Source organism: Micromonospora sp. NBC_01796 (assembly GCF_035917455.1).
GTDB lineage: Bacteria > Actinomycetota > Actinomycetes > Mycobacteriales > Micromonosporaceae > Micromonospora_G.
The window spans coordinates 7,963,382-7,979,222 of record NZ_CP109078.1; the positions used below are offsets into that span (position 1 = coordinate 7,963,382).

Here is a 15,841-nt window from a genome sequence, read left to right on the forward strand (position 1 = left end):
CCACCTTCCGCCACTTCTTCGACACCATTTGGTTGGCAACAGCCCGTCCAAGGTCAATGTCCGACTTGGGCGAATCTTCCGGTTGAAAGTAACCGAGGAAGACTCGCGGTCAGCCACCTATCGGTGGATTCACCCCGAAGGCTTGAAGATGCGGAAAACCCGGCCATCGGCGGCACAAAAGGGCTCCACCAAACAACCCTGGGTCGCCGTCGGGACCCCAAACCCGGCACCGAACCCGGTTGACCCGGGCCACATCGCGGGTTAAGTTACTCTCGATCTGAGAAACACTCAGTTAGAGAATGATAGGCCGGAGGCAGGGCATGACCACCGAGCAGGAATTCCTCGACAACTACGACCCGCGTGCGTTCCCGGCGCTGGCCGTCACCGTCGACGTGGTCACCCTGACCATCCGCGACGGGGGCCTGCACGTACTGCTGGTCACCCGCGGGGCACCGCCGTTCGCCGGGCACCGTGCCCTGCCCGGCGGATTCGTCCGGGACGAGCCGCTCGAGGCGGCAGCGGTCCGCGAGCTCGCCGAGGAGACCGGACTGCATCCCGGCGAGGGCGCACTCGCCCGGCTGCACCTGGAGCAGCTCGCCAGCTACGGCGACCCCGACCGGGACCCGAGGATGCGGATCGTGTCGGTCGCCTACCTGGCGTTCGCACCCAGCCTGCCCGACCCGCAGGCCGGCTCCGACGCCGCCGCGGCGGCCTGGGTCCCGGTCGGCTCGGCCGGCGCCCTCGCCTTCGACCACACCGCGATCCTCGCCGCCGGACTGGAACGGGCCCGGTCCAAGCTGGAGTACACCCCGCTGGCCACCGCCTTCCTCGGCGAACGGTTCACCATCGGCGAGCTGCGCGCGGTCTACACCTCGGTCTGGGGCGAGGAACTGCACGCCGGGAACTTCCACCGCAAGGTGCTGTCCGTACCCGGCTTCGTGGAGAGCACCGGCGAGACCACCAGCCGGGGCGGCGAGCGCGGCGGACCCAGGGCCCGCCTCTACCGGGCCGGCGACGCCAAACTGCTCCACCCGGCCCTGCTCCGGCCGTCCCGAGAGGACGGTGTGCGATGACGTTCGCCGAGGCCGTCGCACTGGTCGACGCCGCCCGTACGCCGGGCGACCTGTTCCGTGGTGAGGACGCCGGGCCGACGTACCGGAAACTCGCCCGGCTGCTGCACCCGGACGCCGCACCGGCCGGTCGGACGGCGACCGCGACGGCCGCCTTCGCCCGGCTCGCCGGACTCTGGGCCACCCACCAGGGCCGGGGGGACGCGACCCTCACCACCCGGCGACACCGTTACACCCTCGGTGAACGGTTCGCCACCGGTGACCTGGCCAACCTCTACCGGGTCCGCTACGACGGCAAAGAAGCCCTGCTCAAACTGCCCCGCCAACCGGGCGCCAACGACCTGCTCGAACGGGAGGCGACCGCGCTCGCCACCCTGCGCCGCGACGGCGACCCGCAGCACCGGGCCTACGCGCCGGACCTGGTGGAGAGCTTCCGGCACGAGGACCCGACCACCGGCGTACGCCGCACCGCCAACGTGCTGTCCCACTCCCCCGGCCTGGTTCCGCTCACCGAGGTGGCACGGGCCTACCCGGACGGGCTCGACCCGCGCGACGCCGCCTGGATCTGGCGGCGCCTGCTGGTCGCGCTCGGCTGGGCGCACCGGGCCGGGGTGGTGCACGGCGCCGTCCTGCCCGAGCACGTGCTGATCGAACCGGACCAACACGGGGTAGTCCTGGTCGACTGGTGCTACTCGGTCACCACCGACGGCGGCTCGGTGCCGGCGCTTGTCGCCCACCGCCGCGACTGGTACCCGCCCGAGGTCACCAAGCGGGCACCGGCCACCCCGGCCACCGACATCCACCTGGCCACCGGCTGCATGCGCTGGCTGATGGGAAGCCGGGCGAACAACGCCCTGTTCCGCTTCACCCGCGGCTGCACCCAACCCAACCCGCGCAGACGTCCCCAGGACGCCTGGCAACTGCTCGGCGAACTCGACGAACTGCTGGAGAAGCTCTACGGCCCGCGCCGGTTCCGGCGCCTGCTCCTACCGACAACACCTGCCTGAGACACGACGAAAAGGAGAAAGATCATGGGTAGTGGACGCTGGTCAACCGACGTGTACGGCGCCGCCGCGAGCTACCGCGCGGCCACCGGACGCAGCGCGTTCGCGTACAGCGACAGTGGGGCGCGGAAGGTGCACGAACGGCTCGACCCGCGCGGGGTGGACGTACGGGAGAGCCGCGACAGCGACGAGCACCCCCGGTCGACCCCGATCGCGGTGCTCTTCGACGTGACCGGCTCGATGGGCAACGTGCCCCGTACGCTCCAGAGCAAGCTGCCGGAGCTGTTCGGCCTGCTGCAACGCAAGGGGTACGCGGCCGATCCGCAGATCATGTTCGGCGCGATCGGCGACGCCACCTGCGACCGGGTGCCGTTGCAGATCGGCCAGTTCGAGTCGGACAACCGGATGGACGACGACCTGGGCGCCATCGTGCTGGAGGGCGGCGGTGGCGGCCAGCGCACCGAGTCGTACGAGCTGGCGATGTACTTCATGGCCCGGCACACCAGCCTGGACAGTGTCGAGCGCCGGGGTCGGCGCGGCTACCTGTTCCTGATCGGTGACGAGCTGCCGTACCCGCAGGTGAAGCCGGCCGAAGTGCGGCGGTGGATCGGCGACGACCTGGCCGAACCGATCTCGGTCGCGGCGATCGTGGCCGAGCTGCGCCAGCGCTTCGAGGTCTACTACATCCTGCCCAGCGGGGCGAGTTACGCCGGTGACCCGGAGATCCTCGGTTACTGGCGGCGGCTGCTCGGCCAGCACGTGATCGAACTCGACGACCTCGACGCGGTCTGCGAGACGATCGCGCTCACCGTCGGCCTGGGCGAGGAGGCGATCGACCTGGCCGAGGGGCTGACCGACCTGGAGGACGTCGGGTCCACCGCGACCGGCTCGGTCGGCAAGGCACTGGCCACCATCGGTTCGGCGCGCGGCAGCGTGGTCCGTACCGATCTGCCCGGCGCCGGTCTGGACACCGACGGCCCGGACGACGGGCTGATCCGGCTGTGACCGGCGACGGCCGGCACACGATCGTCGTCGACCTCGGTTACGGCGACGCGGGCAAGGGCACCGTGGTCGACCTGCTCTGCGCGGACGGGCCGGTCGGCGCCGTGATCCGGTTCAACGGGGGCGCGCAGGCGGCGCACAACGTGGTGACGCCGGACGGGCGGCACCACACCTTCGCCCAGTTCGGGTCGGGCACCCTGCACGGGGTGCCCACCCACCTGTCCCGTTTCACGGTGGTCGACCCGCTCGCGCTGGCCGCCGAGGCGGAGCAGCTCAACGCGCTCGGCGTACCTGACCCGTTCGGGCTGCTCACCATCGACGCAGAGGCGCTGCTCAGCACACCCTGGCACGTCGCGGCGAACCGGCTGCGCGAGCTGGGTCGGGGCGCCGGGCGGCACGGCTCCTGCGGCATGGGCGTCGGCGAGACCACGGCGTACGCGCTGCGCCACCCCGACGCACCCCGGGCCGGTGACACCCTCGACCCGGCACGACTGCGCCACCGGCTGGCGGCCGTACGCGACCGCCTCACCGACGAGCTGGGTGAGCTGGGAGGACCGCCGCTGGACGAGGTGGTGTCGGTGTTCCGGGCGTTCGGCTCGATCGTGTCGATCGTGGACGGCGGGTCGACCCGGAAGCGGTTGCTCGACGCGGGGCGGTGTGTGTTCGAGGGGGCACAGGGGGTGCTGTTGGACGAGTGGTTCGGTTGGCACCCGTACACGACGTGGTCCACCACGACCTTCGAGAACGCGGAGACCCTGCTGGCGGAGGCGGGGCATGAGGCAATGCGGTTGGGGGTGGTCCGGACGTACACCACCCGGCACGGCGCCGGGCCGCTGGTGACCGAGGACGCCTCGTTGACCGCCGCGCTGCCGGAGCGACACAACGGCACCGGACGCTGGCAGGGACCGTTCCGGGTGGGTCACTTCGACGCGGTCGCCCACCGGTACGCGGTCGAGGTGACCGGTGGTGTCGACGCGCTCGCCATCACCCACCTGGACGCCCCGGACCGCGTTCCGGAGCTGGCCATCTGCCCCGCGTACACGCTCGACGCCCCGTCCGGGCCGACGCTGGGTCGCCTGGTGCCGGGCGGGCGGGGCGACCTCGCGTACCAGGAACGGCTGACCGCCCTGCTGGGCCGCGCCCGCCCGGCGCGGCTCGACCGGCCCGCACACTGGGCGTCCGCGATCGGCGCACTGCTCGACGCCCCCGTCCTGATCGAGTCGTACGGCCCGAGCGTGACCGACAAACGCGTGCTCGGCGGCGCGTTGGCCGCTTGATCGGGTCGTTTCGACTGTTCGGCCAGCTTGTCAACGGTCGATGTTCGGATAGACGATGGTCGCAGCACCGCCACGAGTCGAGGAGGGCGCGATGCCAGAGGTCATTCACCACCCACGGGTGGCATGGGACACCGCTCGGGTCGTCGTGGCCGCCGCCGAGGCCGACGAGGTGTTCGGTTGGCTCAGCGGGGAGGTCGCGACGATCCTCGGCCCCGAGCACCGACGGGAGCTGACCGACACCCGCGCCCGCCTCCGGTGGCCGACCGGGACGAACGCCGAGGCGGTCGAGGCCGGACGCTGGCGGGCCCGCCTCCAGGACGCTCTCGACGTCCACCCGGAGGCGGCCGAACCACTGCGTCGGCTGGCCACCACCGCCACCGCCCGCCTACGCGGCGGCTACTCCCGCTGAGGAAGCGTCCTCGGCCCGCACCACCGATTCCCTCGCCGATCTTGCACTTGTGGCGCCCGGATCAGGGCACTCATCCGGATTTGCGCGCCACCACAAGTGCAAGATCGTCACGCTTGCACGGTGGACGTGGCTGGAGGCACTGGGACAGGATGCGGGGATGCGATCTCGGATGGCCGGCATGTGGTGGGGTACCGCTGTCGAAGCGCCCGACCCCGGTGCCCTGGCGCGGTTCTATTCGGAACTGCTCGACTGGCCCATCGGCCACGAGGAGCCGGGGACGGCGATCGTCGCGCCTCCCCAGGGATCGGTCTATCTGGTGTTCCAACAGGCCACCGATTACCAACCTCCCGTCTGGCCGCCGATCGACGGCGAGCAACGCCCGATGATTCATTTCGACTTCCAGGTCGGCGACCTCGACTCGGCCGTCGCCGACGCGATCGCCCTGGGAGCCACGCTGGCCTCGGCCCAGCCGCAGGAGAACGTACGGGTCCTCCTCGACCCGGCCGGTCACCCCTTCTGCCTCTGCCTCGACCAGGAGTAGGTCCCCATGGCCATCGCGTGGAACGTACCGGGCCTGCCCTTCACCCTCTCGCCGTCGGCCGAGGCGGCTTGGACGATCACCGAGGCGCCCGCCACGGTGACGGGCTCGGCGGCACCCCAGAGCGACATCTTCATCGACCCGGGAGCCGACACCCCGCACGACGCCGCTTCGACGCTCAACGCGGTGACCCTGCTCGGCGTCCCGCCGGACGGTGATTTCCAGTTCAGCGCCCGCGTCACGGTGGAGTTCGCCGCCACCTACGACGCGGGTGTGCTGCTCCTGTGGATCGACAAGCACCACTGGGGCAAACTCTGCTTCGAGTTCTCCCCCGACGACGAACCGATGGTCGTCTCCGTGGTCGCCCGTGGCGTCGCCGACGACGCCAACGCCTTCGTTGTCGACGGCCGTACGGTGTGGCTGCGGGTGTCCCGGCTCGGCCCCGCCTTCGCGTACCACGCCTCGCTCGACGGCAAGGTCTGGCGGATGATCCGCTACTTCGCCATCAACGGCGCGTCCACGTCCGTCTCGATCGGCTTCGAGGCACAGTCCCCGACCGGTGACGGTTGTGCTGTCACCTTCGACAACATCCGGTTCACCCGCGAACGCCTGAGCGACCTCCGCAACGGCTCCTGAACCAGCGCGCGTCCTGGCAGTCCAGCGGTCGTACGTCGACGAACGTACGCTTGCCGAGTGGATCTCGGAGATCGGGCGCAGAACCTCGTTATGCCCCTGCTTGCCGGCCCTCTGCCCCGACGTTGGAGTCACGTGCGTGCCGTCGCGACCAAGGCGAGTGCCATCGCGGAAGTCCTACCGGAGCAAGACCGGTCGGTACTGATCGCGGCGGCGTGGCTGCATGACATCGGATACGCTCCGACCCTGGTCGACACCGGGTTTCATCCGCTCGACGGCGCTCGATGGCTCAGGTCGGAAGGCTTTGACGAACGCGTGATCTGCCTGGTGGCTCACCACACCTGCGCCCTGCTCGAAGCCGAGGAGCGAGGCTTGGCCCGTGAGCTGTCCGAGGAGTTCAGACAGGAAGAGTCAGCTACCGCCGATGCGCTCTGGTACTGCGACGCCACGACAGGGCCGGACGGACAGGACTTCGATGTCCTCGACCGACTCGAAGAGATCAGGACGCGCTATGGCCCTGGGACGTTGATTGCCCGCTTCATCGACCGGGCACAGCCGGAGATCATTGCTGCCGTCGAGCGAACGACCACGAGGCTGGCAAGGCTCTAGTTCTCAACTGCCGCAGGTGGTTACTCTGCGGGGGTGGGCCTGCCCCGTTTTGACGGACATCCGAGATCAGGGGACCTGGGGTCTCCGGGAGGATGTCCAGCATCATGGAGAGCATGGGAAAGAAGCGGCCGCGGCCTCGGCGTTCGTTCACGCCGGAGTTCAAGGCCGAGATCGTCGAGTTGTGTCAGCGTGGTGACCGCACGCTCCGGCAGGTCAGCCAGGACTTCGACCTGACCGAGACGGCAGTGCGTGAGTGGGTCAAGCAGGCCGAACTCGACACCGGCGTCCGCGCCGATGGGCTGACCACCGACGAACGGGCCGAACTCGCACAGCTGCGCAAAGAGAACCGCAGGCTGCGCGAAGACGTCGATGTGCTCAAACGGGCAACGGCTTTCTTCGCGAAGGAGACCCGGTGAACGTCTTCCCGTTCATCGCCGCGGAGCAGGCCGGCAAGCACAACGTTAAACGTGCCTGCGAACTGCTCGAGGTCTCCCGATCCGCCTACTACCAGCAGAAAACCGGCACCCAGTCGCAGCGCGAGCGGGTCGATGCCCGGCTCACCGACAAGATCACCGTGCTGCACGAACGGTCCAAGGGCACCTACGGGGCGCCGCGGATCCACGCTGACCTCACCGAACAGGGGCTACGGCACGGCCGCAAACGCGTCGCCCGGCTGATGCGCATCGCCGGACTCGCCGGCAAGAGCCCACGCCGCTGGCGCACGACCACAATCCCGGATCCGGCCGCCGGGCTCCGACCTGACCTGGTCGGCCGCGATTTCCGTGTTGATCCTGGCGTAATCGATACCCGCTGGTGCGGCGACATCACCTACATCAACACGTGGCAGGGCTGGCTCTACCTGGCCACTGTCATCGATCTCGCATCACGCCGGGTCGTCGGCTGGGCCGTGGCCGACAACCTCAAGACCGACCTGGTCGACGCCGCCCTCGCCGACGCTGTCGCACGCCGCCGACCCGAGCCCGGGCTGGTGTTTCATTCCGACCGTGGCACGCAATACGTCAGCGCCCAGCACACCCGCCTGGCACACCGTCACGACATCCGCCTGTCCGTCGGCCGGCGCGGACAGTGCTGGGACAACGCAGTCGCCGAGTCGTTCTTCGCCACCATCAAAACCGAACTCCTGCACCGCCAGGCCTGGCCCACCCACCAAGCCGCCCGCCAGGCCATATTCGAATACATCGAGGGCTGGTACAACACCCGCCGCCGACACTCAACCCTCGGCTACCTCAGCCCTGCGGCCTTCGAGACCACCAGCTCACAACCGCTACCGATCGACCGAGCCGCCTAACTAAGATCAACACAACGACCCTGTCCGTCGAAACGGGTCAAGCCCAGGGATATCCCGGCATCCCTGAGTACGTCCAGGTAGGCCTCGACTTCGGCTTCCAGCGCGGCAGACAGCGTCGCGGCATCCGAAAGGTAGTGTCCGATGCCGTCGAGCCTGATCATCCGGACCAGCAGTTGTCGATCGTCCAACGCGTCCGCGAGTTCGCTGACGTCGCCAATCGGGGCGACGGGGTCCTCGACACCGTGGATGAGCAGCACCGGACGCAGGACCTTCGTTGCCGCCACCTTGGCATCGCCACCGGCGAGAACGGCCGCGTGCGGTCGCTGGAATCGGGGCGCGGTGACCGTCCAACGCTCCGGGTCGACGATCGCCGACCGGGCGACAGCGAGGGTGAACGGCCCGTCCTCGCACACGGCCCGCAACGCCGTATAACCGCCGGCGCTGGCACCGGAGATGAAGACCGCATCGCGTCGCGCCGAACCGTTCTCGATCAGGTGTAGCGCGACGGTCCGGCAGTCCTCCACGTCGAAACGGCCCCAGTTGCCGTCCAATGCCTTCCGGAACTCCCGACCGTAGCCGGTACTCCCCCGGTAATCGACATCCACGACGGCAAACCCCCGGCTCGTGAAGAACTGCACCTCCCAGTCCAGCCGCAAATTGCTCTGGTGTGTCGGTCCGGGATGCGGCCTGACGATCAACGGCGTGGGGGCGCCACCGCTCGCAGCCGGATAAAGAGCCCGGTTACCTCAGTTCCGGCGGAACTGAAGCGCATGACCTCGGGTATCGAGAGCACCGCCGCCAGGTCCGCCCGGTCGGTGCCGGCTCGAATTATCTCGATCTTGTCCGAGCCGTCGGTTTCGACCAGTGCGACCTCCTGCGCGCGGGTCGGCGACGAGCCGATCAACGCGATCCGGCTGCCGAGGGCGGCCAGGTAGGGCTTGATCGAGGTGTACGGCAGTTCGATCCGTACGACCTCGCCATCTGGTTCTACGACCACGAGGTGGTGTGATGGGCCCCGTTGGACGACCATGCCAATGCGGTTCTCCGGCAGCAGGACGTAGTCGGCGTAGGTGGACTCCCAGGGCGCCCTGGCACAGTCGGCGTCCATCGGGGCGAGTGCTTCCGTGCCGCCCGCACTCCACCGGTAGAGATTCCACCAGCCGCTCCGGTCGCTGAGAAAGTACAGCCTGCCGTCCTCGCCCCACCGCGGCTGAACCGCCGACTCGCCCGGACCTCCGGCGACGCGTAGGGGCCGACTGATAGAGCCGTACGCCGTTCTGTCGGCGACCCAGACCTCGCTGGAATCCCACGGCATCACATCCCTGTCCCACTGCACCCACGCCAGCCGATCCCGGCCAGGGGTCGGCGAGGCGAGGAAGCCATCCGTCGCTCGCAACACTCGGCATGTCCCCGTCGCCGGCTCGATCGCAACCAGCTCGTCGCCGTCGTCGTCCTCCCGTACGCAGAGCAGCTCATCGCCGGAGCTGGCGAGGTCGCCGTACGAGTGAGCGGTCGCGGGGAGCCCGGTCGTGCCGTGGAGCTGTCCGGTCGAGGCGTTCACCATGACCATCCCGTACGACGGCAGCCAGCCATAGGGCATGCCGCCGTACGCGTGCAGCCTGCTGCCGACGCTGTCCGCCGGCAAATCGGAGACACGGGTCCGGGAGCCCGATGACGGCCGCCAACTCGCCACCACCACCTTGCCACTCTTCGGCGAGGACTCCACCCAGTGCAGGCCGCCAGCGAAACCGGCAAGCCAGTCGTAGGACGTGCGGCCCCTGGCCACCTCGTCTGCGGTGAGTGGCATCGCTGCGCTCATGACCTTCGCCCCTGCCTGCCAAGCTGCCCCGACCACAATACGGCCGTCGGGTTGGATGCGACGCGACCAGACGCACCGCTACCCGAGGTGGGGAGTGTCGCGATGTTGGGTGTAGTGATGCAGTCGCAATCGGACCGTGTCATGAATGGGAATGCGGTCGAATTCGATGGGATCGACATAGCGAACCTCAGTCGACTCGTCGCTGACCTTGATGGTGCCACCGATGGCGTGGCCGAGATAGGTGAGATTGAACTCCTGGCGGATCTCACCGTCGGCGTAGGCGATGACGTGGGCGGGATCGGTGTATACGCCGAGTAAGCCGGTAATCTCGATGTCGAGCCCTGTCTCTTCCTTCACCTCGCGGACCACGCACTGTTGCAGGGTCTCGCCGATATCCATCGTTCCGCCCGGCAACGACCAGTTGCCCGAATCCGAGCGGCGCTGCATCAGTATCCGGCCGCGCTCATCCGCGACGAGGGCGGAGCCGCCGGGGACGAGGCTGTTGGCCCTGGGGGCGGCGGGGTCCCGGTAGTAGTCGCGTCGACCTGTCACCTGTCCTCCGTCGGGTAGCGGGTGGTGGTCTGCCAGACCTGCTCGAACTGGTCGGCAAACGAGGCGAAGATGCCGTGCGGGGAGAGCTCGCGCAGGTGCAGGGCGGGGTGCTGGTAGCCGCGTGCCCTATAGAGATGTGGGGTGACGATCGCCTGGTGATCGAAGCGGAACACCGAGTTGTACAGGTGCACGGAGTGCAGCCCGATTTCGACGCCGGGCACGTCGTGCAGGGGTTCAAGAAAGTTCAGGGCATTGCGGATGCGTCCGGGCAGGGTCCCACCGATCTGTTCGAGATTGTCGCGCTCCATAACGTGGGCACAGTCCGGGTCGGCAAAGGCCAGGCGGACGCGAGCACCGGCGGCGCACTTGTCGGCGATACGAGCCATGGTGTCGGGCAACAGTTCCAGGATGAAGGGATAGGCGTACCCGAGTAGATCGATGCGCTTGGTGGCGCCGACCAACAGCGACGTCCAGAGGTGCTGGGGGATGTCGGCCCGGTGGGCGTACCCACCGATGATCTCTGCGGTTGCTTCGGCTCCGGGGGTGAGATCGGGGCGCGCTTGGGGCCACAGCTCGGCCTCGGTTTCACCCAGGGCGTCGGCGACGGCCAGGCGCGTGCGTTGGTGTGGAAGCCGGCCGTCATTGAGCCACCGGTTGACGGTCTTCACGTCGACGCCGACTGTTGCCGCCAGCGCGGCCGAATCGAGTTGGGCGCGCAGCATCGCCGTACGCAGCCGGTTGCTCATACGGCTCACGGTATCGGACGCAGCAGGGACATTTCGAGGTCAGAAAAGTGTCTGCCCAAGTGGCATTCGGGACGTTTGAGCGCCAGGTTGTCGTTCGTAGGGTCCACGAATGATGTTGCATCACCCGGCACGGCCGGGCTGGACCTGCAAGGACTGCGGTTTGGAATGGCCGTGTCCGCCCCGTCGAAAGCAACTCCTCGCGGAGTACGCCAGCAAACGGATCCCCTTGATGTTGTACCTGGCGGAGCGCTTCATCGAGGGCTGCGAAGACATGCCCCACGAGCCGGCGAGCAAGCTGTACGTGCGATTCCTTCGCTGGCCGCACTCCTCGAACGTGCCGAGCCCGCTCTCGCAGAACAACGGCGGAGAGGCTGGAGGAGCGTGTGTGGGTTCCGGAGCCGGGTGACGTGCTGCGGATCGACCGGCGGGCGTCCGTGCAGTTCGCCGGATCGCCCCCGCTGGTGTTCCGGGTGATCTCGGTGAGTAAGAAACCGACCTACGACGGCTGGGCTTGGATCACCGGATACGTCCTGGACCGGAAGGGTGCGGCGGTCGAACGGCGTGAGCTGTTCGTCCAGCCCGCAGGCGTCCAGTTGATCCCGCCGGCCACGGTCGCGGCACCGGCGCGGAGGCTGCGTGTTTGACATCCGGGTGCGGCTCGGCGCGGTACTGCGGATCGAAGCGGAGGACCGGTTCCGGCCGAGCGACGGGCCGGTGGCGCTGCGGGTCACCGGCGTGCGACTGGTGGCGAACCGACCCGAGCGGCACGAGTGGGTCTGGCTGGAGGGGGTCCGGATCCTGCCCGACGGCCGCTCCGGCGACCAGACGCAGATCCTCGTCCGGGCCAGTCTGCTGCCGGTCGAGCGACAACCGAACTGAGCGGTCAACCCGAGAAGGAGCGAAGTTCATGGGTACGTCGGAGACGTACGGATGCCGGTCGTGAGCGCGCGGGCGGTGGGTGTGACGCGTGCCGTACGACGGTTGTCGCGTCTGCGGCCCGAGCAGGTGCGGGCGGTGCGCTTCGGTCGCACCCGGCTTGGTCGGCGGGGGCTGGCCGAGGAGCAGGTGTACGCCTTCGTGCGGCAGGTGGTGGATGAGCTGATCGCCCGGGACGCCGCCGAGGCCAGTCTCCGCGAGGAGAACACCCGCTTGAAGGGGGCGCTGCGGGAGTGGCAGGCGCGGCATTCCAGGAGTCATCCGGACAACGCGGGGCACTGGACGGATTCGCGTTGACGGTGCACACCACGCGCTCGATGATCCACGCGCTCCTAGCTGTCGAATGGGCACCTCTGGGAACAGCTGAGAGCGCGTGGATCATGCTTCACTGCGGGCGCCGGCTAGCCGGTGGTGTCGCGGGCCCAGGGTAGGAGCAGGGTTTCCACCGCTACCACCAGGTAGTAGAGGGCGACGCTGAGCAGGGCGAGCAGGGCGATGGCGGCAAACGCGAGCGGGGTGTCGGCCGAGGCGGTGGAGAGTGCCACCACCGCGCCGAGCCCTCGGTCGGGGTTGTAGACCTCGGCGACGACGGCACCGATCGGGGCGAGCGAGATCGCGACCTTCAGCCCAACGAAGATCTGCGGCAGGGCCCACGGGATACGGAACTTGCGGTAGGTCCGCCACCAGGAGGCGCTCAGTGAGCGGGCGAGTTCGGTCAGCTCCGTCGGGGTCGACGCCAGCCCGGACATGGCCGAGACCACGAGCGGGAAGAAGCAGATCAGCGCCGCCAGGAAGATCTTCGGCTTGGGGCCGTAGCCGAGCCAGAGCACCAGCAGCGGTGCGATGGCGACCTTGGGCACCGAGTTGAGCGTGATCAGCAGGGGCAGGGTGGCCCGTTCCAGCGCGGGTGCGGCGGCCAGTACGAGGGCGAGGATCAGCGCGAAGACGACGGCGATGCCGTACCCCGCGAGGGTCCCGACCAGGGTCGCCCATGCCTCGCGCATGAGGTATTCGGGCTGTTCCAGGAAGCGGTCGACGATCTGCGGCGGTGAGGGCAGGAAGAACGACCGGATGTCGAAGACGATGGTCGCGCCCCACCAGGCGCCGATCGCGCCAACCGCGCCGAGCAGCGGGAGCCCGAGAAAGGCGAAACGCGTACGGGCTTGGCCGGTGCCGGTGCTGCTCATCCGGGAGCCCGGTCACGCCAGCCGACGGTGGAGTAGGTCAGGTGGCCGCGTACGACCAGCCGGGGATCGTGGACCAGCCGTTGCAGGGTCTCCAACTGCGGTTCGGTGAATCCCCGGGTCAGCATCTGGGTGCGTACCTGTGCGACGTTCGCCGCGACGAGCAGGGCGCCGGCGGTGCCTCCCGGCCAGGATCGGGAGTGGATGACCGTGTCCACGTCCACCAGACCTTCCGCGAGCATGACCGAGTGGATGTGCGCCGCCCAGGTCGAGTCGGTGCCGTTGCCGGTCAGGACCTGCCCCACCAGAGTCTCCTGGTAGGCGTCGATCAGGGCCTCGGCCTCGTCGTCGGGCGCGGCCAGGACCAGTTTTCCCGCCGAGGTCAGCCAGTCCTCGATCACCAGCACCCCGCCGGGCGCCAGGGCGTCGACCAGCCGGCGCATGACCTCCCGCCGCTGGGGCACGTGCATGAGCACCAGCCGTGCGTGGACGAGGTCCCACGGTCCGTCGGGCAGCGGGTCCTTGAGGTCGTGCCGGAGCACCGTGTAGCCGGGGTCGTCGGGGATGTGGCGAGGATTGAGATCGGTCGCCACCACCGTGCCGGTGGGACCGGTCCGGGCGGCCAGCCAACGGGCCACGCTACCGCCGCCGGCACCGAGTTCGAGGCAGCGACGACCGGTCAGGTCCCCCAGTTCGGAGAGCCGGGCGAAAGTGGGTTCGTCGAGCATCTCGGCGAGGAAGTTGTGCCGGTCGGCCGCCGCCGGGTCGTTGTTGTCGAAGGAGTACGAGGGTTTGTCCCCGTGGGGCGGCACCGACGGCCGGGTGGAGGTGGTCATGCGTACTCCCCGTTCAGGCTTTCGGAGTGAGGTTGAAGTCGACCACCGCCTGTGGCGCCAGGGCCTCCTTGACCAGCCCCAGATCGTGGATGACGGCGAGAGCCGACGTCACCCGCTGCTCGTCCATGGCGCCGAGTGGAGCCCCCGCAGCCGGCGCCACGTACGGCGTCATCGACGTGATCTCGGCCTTGGCCGCGTCGACGTTGGCCGCCGGCTGGGCCTTGAACAGGATCTGCGCCGCCTCGTCGGGGTGGTCGATCGTGTACCGCAGGCCCTTCATCAGCGCCTCCCGGAACCGCTTGCACAGCTCGGGATCGTCCTTGATGACCCGGTCCGACGCCAGGATGCCGTTGCCGAACAGGTCGGGCAGGTAATCGTTGTACGGCAGCAGGACCGTCTTCTTTCCGGCGGCCTTCTCGATCCCGGCACGGCCGATCAGAAACGTGCTGACCGCGTCGACCTGACCCGAGGCGAGCAGGGCCGGCACCTGCGCGGGGGCCGCGTTCACCCACTTCACCCCTGCGGCGTCAACACCGGCGAGCTGCGCGTACGCCGGAAAGAGCAGTTGGTTGACGGAGCTGGTCGCGGCGCCGATCCGCTTGCCGGCCAGGTCCTTCGGTGAGGTGATGCCGCCGCCCTCCAGGGCGAGGATGGCGACCAGGGTCTGCTGGTGCACGGCGGCGATGGCCCGGAACTGGTCCTTGTACTCGGCGTTGGTGCCGGCCAGGATCCAGGCGCCGATCAGGTCGATGTTCACGAACTGGGCTCGGCCTCCGACCAGCGCCTTGACGTTCTCGCCCGACGCCTGGCCGAGCTCGATCTCGGCATCGATGCCGGCCTCCCGGAAGAAGCCCTTCTCCTTGGCGACGAAGGCGAAGGCGTCGCGCCCGGAAGCACCGAACGCGGTCAGGTAGGTCACCTTGTCCGGTTCGTCGTTGCCCGCCACCCCGCTGTCGCCGCCCTCGGCGCCGGAGCAAGCGGTGGTTGCCAACAGGGTCAGGACCAGCAGACCGCTGGCCAGCGCACGGCTGTGTCGGAACATTCGTCTCTCCCCGCTACAGAACCCCGATGGCCTCGTGTCGTCTGTGTGGGCGGCGGCGTCCCTTGTCGAGCGCTCAGCAGGGAGGTGTACACCCGTACGGGGCAGGCACGAGGCAGCTATAGAGATATAGGGTATTCGATATCTTGGTCCTTGGGCGTCCCGAATGAGACTCCGCTCGGAGTTTCGGCCCGCTCACCACAGGGTTCCCTGACCCGGATGGGCGAGGTCCGGTGTGCGTAGTGCGTCGGGCGGGAGCGGAGAGGGCCAGATGTCGAGCGTGGGTGGGTTGGCCGATCGGTAGTGGTCGAGGTACCCGCGTACGACCGGTGACAGCGCATCCCACTCGCAGTCCTGGTCGACAACCTCGTACCACGCCACGTGCTCGATCCAGTACCGGTACAGGAACTGCTCGAAGTCCGGCGCGACCCAGCGCGTCTCGCCCAGGAAGTCGGTCAGGCCCGTCTCCCCAGCCTCCTCGCCCTCCTCCGGTTCGTGGTCCGAAGGGCTGCAGAGCACCGGTCCGGTGCCGTCCGACCCGAGGTAGAGGTACCAGTACAGGCATCCCTGCGAGTCGTGCATGAATCGCACGAGGTAGGCATGCTTCTCGATCGGGCTGGGAAAGGGTGTGGTCACCCGCCACTCGTTGCCGAGCGAGGGCACGGCGTGTTGCAGCCGAGCGCTGCCGATGAACGTGGCGAACGCAGCGGGCAGGACCAGGCCGTCCTTGGCCAGCAACCGGTTGAAGACCCGGACCGCCTCGGCCGTCAGGGGGTTGGGCGCCAGGTGGTAGTCGTCCGGTCCGGCCGCTCCCGTGCGAATCGCATCGCCGCACCCTACCCACCCGCCTTCGGCCACGAGCGGGACGCATAGACGGT

General features: G+C 68.7%; 21 protein-coding genes. 13 read left to right on the forward strand and 8 right to left on the reverse strand.

Annotation, left to right across the window (positions count from 1 at the left end; all coding sequences use genetic code 11):
* The first annotated feature begins 320 nt into the window (after window positions 1–320).
* The 10 genes from OIE47_RS35385 (at window position 321) to OIE47_RS35430 (ending at window position 7,851) form a co-directional block, all read left to right on the forward strand.
* A complete protein-coding gene (locus OIE47_RS35385; RefSeq protein ID WP_326558900.1) occupies window positions 321–1,073 on the forward strand; it encodes an NUDIX hydrolase in 753 nt (250 codons plus the stop codon).
* On the forward strand, window positions 1,070–2,077 hold the full coding sequence (locus OIE47_RS35390) for a molecular chaperone DnaJ (protein WP_326558901.1): 1,008 nt from the start codon (window positions 1,070–1,072) through the stop codon (window positions 2,075–2,077). The genes OIE47_RS35385 and OIE47_RS35390 overlap by 4 nt, the downstream gene beginning before the upstream one ends.
* 24 nt (window positions 2,078–2,101) lie before the next feature.
* Window positions 2,102–3,079, forward strand: a complete 978-nt coding sequence (locus tag OIE47_RS35395) for a hypothetical protein (RefSeq protein WP_326558902.1) — start codon at window positions 2,102–2,104, stop codon at window positions 3,077–3,079.
* On the forward strand, window positions 3,076–4,353 hold the full coding sequence (locus OIE47_RS35400; protein ID WP_326558903.1) for an adenylosuccinate synthetase: 1,278 nt from the start codon (window positions 3,076–3,078) through the stop codon (window positions 4,351–4,353). The genes OIE47_RS35395 and OIE47_RS35400 overlap by 4 nt, the downstream gene beginning before the upstream one ends.
* Before the next feature lie 91 nt (window positions 4,354–4,444).
* The gene (locus OIE47_RS35405; RefSeq protein ID WP_326558904.1) at window positions 4,445–4,762 is read left to right on the forward strand and encodes a hypothetical protein; all 318 of its coding nucleotides are present in this window, start codon (window positions 4,445–4,447) and stop codon (window positions 4,760–4,762) included.
* A 157-nt stretch (window positions 4,763–4,919) separates the two neighbouring features.
* Window positions 4,920–5,303: a VOC family protein gene (locus OIE47_RS35410; protein ID WP_326558905.1), complete on the forward strand. Its 384-nt coding sequence runs from the start codon at window positions 4,920–4,922 to the stop codon at window positions 5,301–5,303.
* 6 nt (window positions 5,304–5,309) lie between these two features.
* Window positions 5,310–5,936 (forward strand): DUF1349 domain-containing protein, encoded by a 627-nt coding sequence (locus tag OIE47_RS35415; RefSeq protein WP_326558906.1) that lies wholly within the window; start codon window positions 5,310–5,312, stop codon window positions 5,934–5,936.
* Between the two features lie 57 nt (window positions 5,937–5,993).
* Complete coding sequence (locus OIE47_RS35420; RefSeq protein ID WP_326558907.1) at window positions 5,994–6,542, forward strand: HD domain-containing protein; 549 nt, start codon at window positions 5,994–5,996, stop codon at window positions 6,540–6,542.
* Window positions 6,543–6,655: 113 nt separating this feature from the next.
* Window positions 6,656–6,958, forward strand: coding sequence for a transposase (locus OIE47_RS35425; RefSeq protein ID WP_185755210.1), 303 nt, complete (start codon window positions 6,656–6,658; stop codon window positions 6,956–6,958).
* Window positions 6,955–7,851, forward strand: a complete 897-nt coding sequence (locus tag OIE47_RS35430) for an IS3 family transposase (protein ID WP_326556611.1) — start codon at window positions 6,955–6,957, stop codon at window positions 7,849–7,851. The genes OIE47_RS35425 and OIE47_RS35430 overlap by 4 nt, the downstream gene beginning before the upstream one ends.
* On the opposite strand, the gene OIE47_RS35435 is transcribed toward OIE47_RS35430, so the two are convergent.
* The 4 genes from OIE47_RS35435 to OIE47_RS35450 all read right to left on the reverse strand — a co-directional run bounded on the left by OIE47_RS35435 (window position 7,848) and on the right by OIE47_RS35450 (window position 10,944).
* Window positions 7,848–8,549 (reverse strand): alpha/beta hydrolase family protein, encoded by a 702-nt coding sequence (locus OIE47_RS35435; RefSeq protein WP_326558908.1) that lies wholly within the window; start codon window positions 8,547–8,549, stop codon window positions 7,848–7,850. The genes OIE47_RS35430 and OIE47_RS35435 overlap by 4 nt on opposite strands.
* Window positions 8,546–9,670 carry a hypothetical protein gene (locus OIE47_RS35440; protein ID WP_326558909.1) on the reverse strand — a complete coding sequence of 375 codons (1,125 nt, stop codon included), beginning with the start codon at window positions 9,668–9,670 and terminating at the stop codon, window positions 8,546–8,548. The genes OIE47_RS35435 and OIE47_RS35440 overlap by 4 nt, the downstream gene beginning before the upstream one ends.
* Before the next feature lie 78 nt (window positions 9,671–9,748).
* Window positions 9,749–10,222, reverse strand: coding sequence for an NUDIX domain-containing protein (locus OIE47_RS35445; RefSeq protein WP_326558910.1), 474 nt, complete (start codon window positions 10,220–10,222; stop codon window positions 9,749–9,751).
* Complete coding sequence (locus OIE47_RS35450) at window positions 10,219–10,944, reverse strand: XRE family transcriptional regulator (RefSeq protein WP_326563328.1); 726 nt, start codon at window positions 10,942–10,944, stop codon at window positions 10,219–10,221. The genes OIE47_RS35445 and OIE47_RS35450 overlap by 4 nt, the downstream gene beginning before the upstream one ends.
* Before the next feature lie 407 nt (window positions 10,945–11,351).
* Here OIE47_RS35450 and OIE47_RS35455 point away from each other — a divergent pair, with 407 nt between their 5' ends.
* Genes OIE47_RS35455 through OIE47_RS35465 form a run of 3 tightly spaced genes read left to right on the forward strand, consistent with a single transcriptional unit; the run spans window position 11,352 to window position 12,201 of the window.
* Complete coding sequence (locus OIE47_RS35455; RefSeq protein ID WP_326558911.1) at window positions 11,352–11,612, forward strand: hypothetical protein; 261 nt, start codon at window positions 11,352–11,354, stop codon at window positions 11,610–11,612.
* A complete protein-coding gene (locus OIE47_RS35460) occupies window positions 11,605–11,847 on the forward strand; it encodes a hypothetical protein (RefSeq protein WP_326558912.1) in 243 nt (80 codons plus the stop codon). Before OIE47_RS35455 ends, OIE47_RS35460 begins: the two co-directional genes overlap by 8 nt.
* A gap of 60 nt (window positions 11,848–11,907) precedes the next feature.
* Window positions 11,908–12,201: a DivIVA domain-containing protein gene (locus OIE47_RS35465; RefSeq protein ID WP_326558913.1), complete on the forward strand. Its 294-nt coding sequence runs from the start codon at window positions 11,908–11,910 to the stop codon at window positions 12,199–12,201.
* A gap of 104 nt (window positions 12,202–12,305) precedes the next feature.
* On the opposite strand, the gene OIE47_RS35470 is transcribed toward OIE47_RS35465, so the two are convergent.
* The 4 genes from OIE47_RS35470 to OIE47_RS35485 form a co-directional block, all read right to left on the reverse strand.
* Complete coding sequence (locus OIE47_RS35470; RefSeq protein ID WP_326558914.1) at window positions 12,306–13,091, reverse strand: ABC transporter permease; 786 nt, start codon at window positions 13,089–13,091, stop codon at window positions 12,306–12,308.
* Complete coding sequence (locus OIE47_RS35475) at window positions 13,088–13,924, reverse strand: class I SAM-dependent methyltransferase (protein WP_326558915.1); 837 nt, start codon at window positions 13,922–13,924, stop codon at window positions 13,088–13,090. The genes OIE47_RS35470 and OIE47_RS35475 overlap by 4 nt, the downstream gene beginning before the upstream one ends.
* A 13-nt stretch (window positions 13,925–13,937) precedes the next feature.
* Window positions 13,938–14,966: an ABC transporter substrate-binding protein gene (locus OIE47_RS35480; protein ID WP_326558916.1), complete on the reverse strand. Its 1,029-nt coding sequence runs from the start codon at window positions 14,964–14,966 to the stop codon at window positions 13,938–13,940.
* Window positions 14,967–15,158: 192 nt separating this feature from the next.
* Window positions 15,159–15,821 carry a hypothetical protein gene (locus tag OIE47_RS35485; RefSeq protein WP_326558917.1) on the reverse strand — a complete coding sequence of 221 codons (663 nt, stop codon included), beginning with the start codon at window positions 15,819–15,821 and terminating at the stop codon, window positions 15,159–15,161.
* Between the last annotated feature and the right edge of the window lie 20 nt (window positions 15,822–15,841).